We start from the raw sequence: 10089 nt of genomic DNA, 5'->3' as shown, positions 1-10089 counted from the left end.
AATTTTGAAACTCTAAGGAAGAAAATACTTATACTTGAAAAAATACGTAAATTCAACTAACTAAAAAATACGTAAATTCAACTAACTATGGAAAGAACCAAAAATCTGTTGCCAAATACAATTTCTACTGATTGATTTATAATATTCATTATTAGTAGCCTCCCTTATACAAAAAAGAAGCATAAGAGCTTCTTTAATTATAATATATTTATAGTTTTACTCATAGCAACAGTATTATCTATTATTTTTAAATCATTTATTTTTTCTTTTTCAATAATTTTGAATCCATTTGCCAAATAAAAATTAGTTGCCCATTTAGCATATTTATGTACTCGTAGTATAACTTTCTTAATTTTACATTTAATACATCTATTTTGTATTATATTTAATACCAGTCCTCCATAACCTTTCCTTTGATGCTCATTTAATATGTATAATGCTGTTAAATATAAAGTATCATTTGAAATCATAGTGGTTCCAATAAATCCAATAGGGTTATTGTCAATTAATACTATCTCGACATTGTAATTTTTAGGAAGTCCATTAGCCTTAAACTTCTCTGCTTGAACTTTAAAAGAATTCGGCATGATTTCTGAATATAATTCATTATTTTCTTCACATACTTCAACTAGTAATGGTATATCTTCTATAACGGCATTTTTTAATTTAACAATTTTATTTCACCTCTATTTATAATTTTTTATGACTTTAGTATCTTACCTAACTCTGACAAATTAAAAATTAGATGCCCTAATATACATAATAATATATTCTCTGTACAAATATAAAATCCTCCCAATATAATACTAAGTGTAAACTGTAACAAATAAACTTTGATATTAAAGTATTTTGATGTTGGACTTACATAATGTGATAATATAAATAAAAGACTTGTAATAGGTACACTAACTAATCCAAATTGAGCAAATAATGTATATTGAATGTATCCTCTAAAGAATAATTCTTCAAATACACTAGCAATTAAAATTACATTTATTCGTGTAAACTTCTGTTTTGTAGTAGATTTTTTCATCTTACTATTTTTACAAAACTTTATATAGCTTTTAACTCCTGGTAATGACATTATTATTATTAATAGTATAAATAGCCCATAATAATTTAATCCTGAATAAATACTAATTTGCATCGTTCTAAATATTAAAGTAGGAATAATATAAGTTGAATATATTAGAAAAAGGCTTAAATAATAATTTTTAAGTCTTTTATAAATTACCTTAATATTCCTTGCAACTATAAGATGTATTAGATAAAAAACTGTAAGAAATATTAAATTGTATGTATTATTCATAATTTATTACCTGTTCATTTCTTTTATAGATTGTTTCTGTCTTTTTATCATATTTGAAAATAACAAAGTTGAAATAAAAATTATTAAACTTGAAAAAATAAAAATACTATTTATAGTATATCGCTCTAATATAAATCCCATCATGAAATTAGATACTGGTATAGCCATCAATGAAATAGTAGCTATTATAGATAATACTCTGCCTAAATAACTCTTTTCAGTGCTTTTATGAATTATTGTAACAGATGGTACACTTACTAATACAGTGCTTATACCTAAAGCTATACAACTTAAGCACGCTGTTATTAAGTTAAAAGATAACGATAATAATAAATAACTAATACTTAAACATATAAAGCCTAAATATATAAGTCTTTCTAATTTAGAGTCCAAGCTTTTTTTGATTTTACTTAAAAAGAAATTTCCAGATATTGCACCTAAAGCAAAACAAGTATTAATAATAGAATGTCCTGATGATCCAAGTTTCAAAACTTGCTCAGAAAAATTAGCTGTCATAAGATTAAATGGACCTAGAAATATATTAGCTATTGTTGCTAATAGCGTAGTGTAAAAAATTATTGTGCTACTTTTTAAATATACAAAACCATCGTATGCATCTTTAATAACATTTTTTAAATCTAATTTAGTATCTATTTTTACGTAATGTATCTTAATAGGAATCAAGCTTAAGAAAGATACTAGAAATGTAATTGAATCAATTATTAATGCCCCTTGAATACCTAAATATTTGATTATAATCCCAGATGCAGCAATTCCTAAAATTTCAGCGCTTTTCTTACACATACCTAACCATGAATTTATTTTTAGAAGCTCTTCCTTTTCTACTATTAAAGGTGGAATAGATCTTCTTGCTGGATCTGAAAATGCTTCAAATGTTGAATTTACTATAGTGAAAATTATCAATAGTGAAATATTCAACTGATTTAAAAGATAAAGAATACAAATAGTAATCGTTCCTACCATTCTTCCTATATCGCAAATCATCATAATATTTTTTTTACTCTTAATATCTGAATATACACCCGCAAATAAACCTATTATAACAACAGGTAGCCCATTAAACGCTAACACTATACTAGATAACAAATATGAACCACTAATTTCGTATGCTAACCAAGTATATGCTATCATATCTATAGAGTCACCAAATCTAGATACCAAATTTCCTAATATAAAACTATATAATTGTTTTTTCTGACTTAACCCTTTTAACATATATATCACTACTCCTTCCATACTATCTAAATTATGAAATATAATTATTTTGAATTAAGTACTCTAAAATCTTACTTTTGATTTCTGTGTTATTACTTTTTGTACATACTTTATTATTAGAGTAGTGATTTTCTAATAACTCTTTAAATATCTCTGATACTTCATTATTTAAAGTAAGACTCTTTATGATATTCTTACTTTGGTTATAAATACAAAATGTTAAAGTATTTTTATTAGAAACAAGGTTAGAGCCTTCAATTTTAACATTTCTATAATATATAAATTTCTTACCTAGTATTCCCTCTCTTATATTACTTTTGAATAAAAAATACTCGTACTTGTTTGTAAAAAATAATTTGAGATGCATCTTAAAGTCATTCTTTATATCAATTTCTTCTATAGTATCTAATAGTGATTTAACTAGCCTAACATGTGAATCTTTACTCGGTAAGTCATATTCCTGCCTTTTATCAAAACAAAGTCCATTTTTTATTATATTCTCCGCAAATCCATCTAAAATAACCCATATATCTATAACAGTTGAAATTTCCCTAATCTCTTTAGGGCTCAATAAACTAAGAATAAATGTCAATCCTCTAAATAAAGCCTCACTTTTTATTATTTCTTCATATGAATAAGTTGAATTTTGATATATTAAATTATAAGGTTCATTATCAAATACTATACCAAATTCATCTTTATTATTATAAAAATATGTTCCTGGAAAAACAATAAGCCTATTTGCAGTAATTTTACGTATATCTAGTTTAAGACACCATTGAAGACTTCTCTTAAATTTTTCTAGATTATCCCCCGGTAGCCCTATAATTAATTGTAACTCCAATAAATTTTTGTCATAAAACTTTAAAACATTTTTAATAGTATCTTCCATTACATCTTTATTAAACCATGTTCGACCACAGTTATTTAATGTTTCTATATTTGTAGATTGTATACCAATTCCAAATCTAAAGTTTGCTATTTTACAAAGTTTTAATAACTCCATATCTACTTTATGTAAACCTAGGAATCCTTGTACTAAAATATTACGAGTATTATATTTTATCACAAGTTTAATTACCTCTTTTGCTCTATTAATATCAATATCTAATTCTGAATCTATAAGAAATAATTGTTCTATATGTTCATAGGAAAAAATTCGCTTTAAATCAGCTTCTACTCTTTCTAGTGAATAATATCTCATTCTACGTTCTGACCAACAGCAGTATTTACATCCAAAAGGACATCCTCTAGAAGTTTCATACAAAGCTATTTTATTTTCATACATATACTCATCTTCTATTAAAGATGGTATATCATCTAAATTATCAATAATTTCATTTTTTCCATTATCGATTATATTACCTTGATATCTATAAGTAATTCCCTTAATATCACTTATTTTAATTTTCTCAAACATGCTGTAAAAAACATTTTTTAAAGTTATTTCGCCTTCTCCTACAGATACAATATCTACATGAGATTGAGACTCTAATACTTTTTTACTATCTTGTATTTGTGGTCCTCCAAATAAAATTAGTGTATCTGTTAATACTAGTTTTAATTTTCTAGATAGTTCTAAAATTCTATTATAATTCCAGATATAACACGAAAAGGCAATTACATCTGGTTTGTCATTATAATAATTTAATAATATTTTTTCATCTTCTTCATAAAAGTCAAACACATCAATATCAATATTAAGGTTATTTTTAAGAAATTCATCCTTATATACATAGTTTCTTATTGATATCAATCCAAGAGGATAGCTTTGGCTCTTTCTAACCCCCACTGGGATTCCTTTTATATATACCATTTTACATTTTTTTTTCATATATATCCCACCTTGATATACTATGTTCTGTTAATTTACTTATACTTTAATCTATAGTATTATAAAACTTACACTCTTATATCTCATATTGGTTGTATAAATTGCCTAACGGATAGATTCAGTGTATTTATAGTAAGTAAAAATATTCTCAGCCTTTACCCAAGAATCTACAACACGCTTGTAGGCTTTTCCTCATTTGACTTGAAATTCATCCAGAGCTGTTTTTAGCTAGGTCAAGGCTAGGAGATTCGTAGATTTCTTTTAAATCAGTGGCAAACTCGCTAATATCTTTTTTACGGATACTCTTAAGGGAGTAATGCACCTTATAGACAATGTAGCTTTGTATATCAGTTTTCGGATATGCTCTGTTAAAAACTTTAGAAAAACTTGTGAGTCCATCCATTACCCCTAGGAGGATTTCTTCTACGCTATATGATTTAATTGTGCGATTAATTGTGCGAAGATTTTCTTCCCAAACATAGGAGCTTTCATTAGTTCCAAGGGAAGCAATTTCTCTTGGAGACATGCCCTTTGCATACATTATTAATAATTAAGTTTTCTATCCAATCATCCCGCTTAGCATGGGGGGGGAATTAATTGTTGTTCAAACTCGTTATTACGATCTCCAGGTACTTTTAGGTCATTAATTTTACCATATTTTATTTCATAATTACGGGTATAGTAAACATTACGAGAATTACCAGTATGGTGACCATCATAACTGTATTTCTCGTATTTTAACAGCTCAATAAGCTCTGATTTCATAAGAGTTTCTATCATTTCTTTGAGCATACTGATAATTAATTCTTCTAAGCCTAGATTTTTGTATAGAATTTCTTTAAGATTTTTGATATCATAAGTCATAGAGAAGTTCTCCTTGGTAAATGTTTTGTTTGATTACTTTACATTATACCTGCATATGAGTGACTTTTCTATTTTTATTTACACAAGATATTTTATACTATCATTTTAAATCTTTTAAGTAATGGCCTTACTTCTAACCTACACTTATATGATTCTTATGAATTGCTTGTGATAAAACAATTCATCTAAAGATATTACTTTTAGATTTGTATAGATTGTGAAACTAACTAGTATATGCTATGGGAAAGGATGAGGAAATTTATTTAAACTTCTTTCTTCCTTTTCTTTATATCCAAGTTTTACAGGTACATTATAAATTCTATCACATCCCAGGAATCTTTCACTGTAATTTGCATCAATTTGATTTAACTTCGGAATTATCACCTTAACAACTTCAAAACCTATAGTTTTTATATCACTCGGTGTAATATTCTTATAAAATACTTCAATATTCTGTGCATCTAATTTATCCACACAAATTTGAATATTTTCTTCAATATTCCCTGTATCTAGTGTTTTTATCTCATTAATATTTTTCTCATCTATCTGATTAAGTAAAAAATCTAATTCATGTATACTAGACTTTAAAGCAAATAGTCTTACTCTGTCTGCAAATGATACTATATTTTCAAATTCATTTCCTGGAGAAAAACTTTCTATATCACTGCAAAAACATCCTAGACTTATACCTTGAACCAATTCCTCTAATGCTCTTATGGTAGCATCCAAAGGATTTAGTCTACACCCTGCGCCTATCAACGCCATTGGCAACTTTTCATTGTCTTTTCTTATTCCAACTCCAAGTACTACAGGTATATCTATATCTAATGTGATATCAAATAAATGTACTTCAATATTTTCGTCCTTCAACACGGACAACAACTTATTAATTTCATCGCTACAATGTCCTTTTAAATTGATTTTTTGGGGATTTAGCTTATTTAACCATGTTATCGTAGTTGCATCTCTTTCAATTAATTCTAAAATTCCAGAGTATATAGCATCCATTTCCGTAATTCCACATGCTGCACCAGAAGTGGAATATCTTCCAATGCAGTTAGTATCATTAATTCTATCATAATGAGAATAAATAAAACTTGCAGGAGCAAAATATTTAGACTTATCTTTATAATTAATTACATCGGTCCAATAATAATCAGTATTCTCATCTATTTTTTTATATCTTAAATTGTCTCTTTTAAACTGATTATCAGAATATAATTTCAAATTGTTGATTACTTTTTTTCCTCTACCTCTCAAATTGTTTATAGTATCTTTTATTAAATCTTTTTTATTGTAACAAGCTAAAGAATACCTTTCCATTGCTTCACCTATAGCTTTCCCTAATGCAGCATTTTCATTTATAGACACTCCCCCTGCTATTGCGTATGAATATCTCTCTAAATAATGTTTAGATTTATTCATTATGCTATATATATCTGGTATTTCAATTGTATAATAATACAAATTATCCTTATTTAATCTCTCTCTTACATTATGAATTTTTCTAAATATACCAACTTCAGAATTTATAAATGTCTGTTCAATCTCAAATGTTTTTTCTCTGCTAGTTATTTTATTTTCTATATAATTATCTACGCCTTCGATACAGTTACAGTTAGGAGTCTTGTAGTAGTATAACTTTTTATAGTCTCCATTTTTATCTACCTTATAGATATAATTTTTTAAGCTATTTTTATTAGAATCAAAATTTTTATTAAATATTATTGAAATATATTCATTCACTAGCTTTATCAAACTTTTAGTCATAGACCCATCAAAATATGCTGTCATAATATTATTATCATACTCTTTGCCATTTTCTGCATAATAAATTTTTGCATTTTCTATATGAAAATTAAGATTATTAATCATTTTCCTTTTACTAAAACAGTCAAAACACGCAGATTTATTTGGTCGAATTAATGGCCCTACATACAAGTTATCTTCATTTGGAATTATATTCAACACTGCTATCTCTAATCTAAAACAAAGTGAATTTATTTGTATATAGAGAGGACTTACGTTACTATTTTGTACAAATATTATTAAATCGTATTTTTTTAATCTATCTAAATCTTCTATATCTTCTAAATTAGAAACATAATAGTTTTTTGATAACTCAGTAGTTAAAGACGATGTAATTTCATTTTTTCCAATAATTGCAACTGTTTTAAAAACGTTTACGATGTTCACATTTTCTAAATGATACAAGTATTTCTTAATATTATCTACATTTAATTCATTTTTTTCAAAATCCTCTGGAAATCTAAACCCAAATTTGATAAGCTTTAATAACTTATATAGATGTTCGTCATAACTAAAGTTAAAGAATGATTTACCACAAGACAGGTGTATTTTATTATAACTTCTAAAAAAATTAGTATTATTATCCTTATACTTATATACTTTCATATACATCAATCCTGCTTTCTTTATTTAATATATATATATTCATCATTAAATAATATATTTAGACTTTTAAAAAGCTTCTCTTCAACTTCATTAGTCATATTAAAATTTTCTTTTATATTAATACCACTAGTAATTATTGAATACAATACACTAGTTACAGTAATCCTTTTTGCAGTTTCACAATTCAACAATATATAATTTTTACCTGATTTTATAACATCTATATTTTTACCTATATTATATGAACAGTTTAATGAAACTCTAATCTTATTTTCTTCATTGAAATATCTATTTTCTTCAATTTGTATATATTGTCCAATTAAAAATTTATGGTATGCCTTATTCAATACATTATTTTCAAGTATATCAAAAGAGCTTAGGTTAAATAAGAATTCTTTAGTTAATTTATCTTTATATTCTCTATGTATTTTTTTCTCATCTCCATTTACCTTAAAAGCAACATTATTTATATAGCATGCTTTATCATTATCATATTTATCGATAATCACTATATTAAAGTCATTAGGTTTTTCCATTACATCAGTATTGCAATTTAATATAAAATCATAATATGCAAATCCCAATATACTATCTTTCCATTTATTTAGAAAGATAAGTGTATCGTTCCATTCTTTAATTGTTTCAGTCGGGAAATCACGTATTATATATATATAAGGCAAAATACCATATAATTGCATATTATTCATTATTTCATCATAATGACCTATTTTGGTAAACTTGTTCATCATGTTTAAAACACGTTGATTTGATGATTCTACACCTATATCAACTCTCATACATCCTGATTCAGACATAAGTTGTATTGTTTCTTTATCAAAACCTTTTTCCATTCTAATACCCGTTGACCATATTATATTTAAATTTTCTTCAATAATTTGGCTAGATAATTCCCTTGCCATTTTAGGTGACATTGTTGCAACCGAAAAAAAGAAATACCTTGAATTATATTTTTGTTTCAACGCTTTTATTTTCTTGATAGCAATATCCACAGACTCTTCTCTCCATTTTGCTGAATAGTTGTTTTTATATCCACAAAAACTACAATTACCATAACAACCTCTAGATACTGGAAGTGAAATTAATAACTCTGGAGATAAATACTTTTCCATAGGTAGACCATCGTAATCTGGAGAAGGTAAATCATCTAGACTTTCCACTATTAAATTTGGACTTTGTATAATTTTATTATCATTTTTTATTATAGTATTTAAGTTTGATGAGTAATCTTCATTATTAATTATTTTATTGTATAAAGATACTAGAGCATGTTCTCCATCATATAAAATTATAGAGTCTATAATATCAAATAATTTATTCCATTTTATTAATTCTGAACTATTCGCGGATAAAAAAGCTCCTCCAAAAGTAATGTGAACGTTGTATTTCCTTTTAATTAATTTAGATATTATAATAGAATTAATTAATTGTGCTATATTATTAATAGAAAATCCTACTAATCTAACTTTTGTATCTAATTCGCATGTAATAATATCTTCGTAGTATCCTTCTAGGATTTTAACTGCTTCACAATCTTCTATATATTCAAGTATTTGATCAAACTCTTTAAATTCTTTATCAAAATTCATACTGTTGTTATGAATTGAAATAGGTGATGTGTATATACTAAAAATTTCGTAAGCATTACAAATTATTCTTTCAGCAAATAAGTATTTATTTTTATCAAATACTGCATTTCTATCATTTAGTATAGATTTTGCATTTTCAATATTCTCAATTGTGAAGTTAGATACTAATAAAGTATTTTTTTCTTTGTCAGATAGACTAGAATATCTTGTTTTATTGATCTCAGTAATACAATTATTCAAAATATCCTTAGAAAGAATTTTGTCATAAAATAATATGTTTATATCTAACATATTACAATCAATATTTTGATTCCTTATATAACCTGCTAATACTGGTAATGCAATAGGAGGCATATTAGATGTCCATTGCGGAGCATTTATTAAAACTATCATGCATTAATACCACCTTTTTTTATTTATCTATTTAGGAGAACTAATTATAGTTCTCCTAAATAGATAATACATAACAACAATCTAATTAAGATGTGCTTAGCATAGATACAGCTATTATCTTTTCTTCTTCTTCTTCAATTATAAATTCTTCAAGTTCTAATACTTCTTTTTCATTATCCACAACATTACCTCCTCTCGTATAATATGTTTAGAGCCACTTCATTTTCATAGGTTCTCTATTCATATAATACAAGCAACCTGTTAATATGTCAAGATATTTTTTGAATAATTGTGCTTTTTCTAATTTTCAAAAATTTCAAACTATACCAAAACTATATTCACTATATATCAAAAAAAATAACTATAATTTTAAGGTGACCCCAAAAAGTTAGACTTTTTTCAGAGTAGAGATTTGTAATGATTTCTACTCT

Annotated in this window: 8 protein-coding genes; all 8 read right to left on the bottom strand. The window is 25.8% G+C overall.

The features are described from left to right. Positions 1 to 197: 197 nt before the first annotated feature. The 8 genes from GOQ29_RS05340 to GOQ29_RS05305 all read right to left on the bottom strand — a co-directional run bounded on the left by GOQ29_RS05340 (position 198) and on the right by GOQ29_RS05305 (position 9658). On the bottom strand, positions 198 to 587 hold the full coding sequence (locus GOQ29_RS05340) for a GNAT family N-acetyltransferase (protein WP_203371615.1): 390 nt from the start codon (positions 585 to 587) through the stop codon (positions 198 to 200). Between the two features lie 113 nt (positions 588 to 700). Next, positions 701 to 1309, bottom strand: a complete 609-nt coding sequence (locus tag GOQ29_RS05335) for a CPBP family intramembrane glutamic endopeptidase (protein ID WP_203371614.1) — start codon at positions 1307 to 1309, stop codon at positions 701 to 703. Positions 1310 to 1315: 6 nt separating this feature from the next. Continuing rightward, positions 1316 to 2545 carry an MFS transporter gene (locus GOQ29_RS05330; RefSeq protein WP_203371613.1) on the bottom strand — a complete coding sequence of 410 codons (1230 nt, stop codon included), beginning with the start codon at positions 2543 to 2545 and terminating at the stop codon, positions 1316 to 1318. 31 nt (positions 2546 to 2576) lie between these two features. Then, complete coding sequence (locus tag GOQ29_RS05325; RefSeq protein ID WP_203371612.1) at positions 2577 to 4379, bottom strand: B12-binding domain-containing radical SAM protein; 1803 nt, start codon at positions 4377 to 4379, stop codon at positions 2577 to 2579. A 208-nt stretch (positions 4380 to 4587) separates the two neighbouring features. Further along, positions 4588 to 4905 (bottom strand): transposase, encoded by a 318-nt coding sequence (locus GOQ29_RS05320; RefSeq protein WP_203371611.1) that lies wholly within the window; start codon positions 4903 to 4905, stop codon positions 4588 to 4590. Between the two features lie 50 nt (positions 4906 to 4955). After that, positions 4956 to 5243 carry a transposase gene (locus GOQ29_RS05315; protein WP_203371610.1) on the bottom strand — a complete coding sequence of 96 codons (288 nt, stop codon included), beginning with the start codon at positions 5241 to 5243 and terminating at the stop codon, positions 4956 to 4958. 237 nt (positions 5244 to 5480) lie between these two features. After that, a complete protein-coding gene (locus GOQ29_RS05310) occupies positions 5481 to 7658 on the bottom strand; it encodes a YcaO-like family protein (protein WP_203371609.1) in 2178 nt (725 codons plus the stop codon). Between the two features lie 20 nt (positions 7659 to 7678). Next, positions 7679 to 9658, bottom strand: coding sequence for a B12-binding domain-containing radical SAM protein (locus tag GOQ29_RS05305; RefSeq protein WP_203371608.1), 1980 nt, complete (start codon positions 9656 to 9658; stop codon positions 7679 to 7681). Positions 9659 to 10089 lie beyond the last annotated feature (431 nt).

This window comes from Anaeromonas gelatinilytica (assembly GCF_016820635.1).
GTDB classification, from domain to species: domain Bacteria; phylum Bacillota; class Clostridia; order Tissierellales; family SIT17; genus Anaeromonas; species Anaeromonas gelatinilytica.
This window is presented reverse-complemented; position numbering and strand designations above follow the sequence as displayed.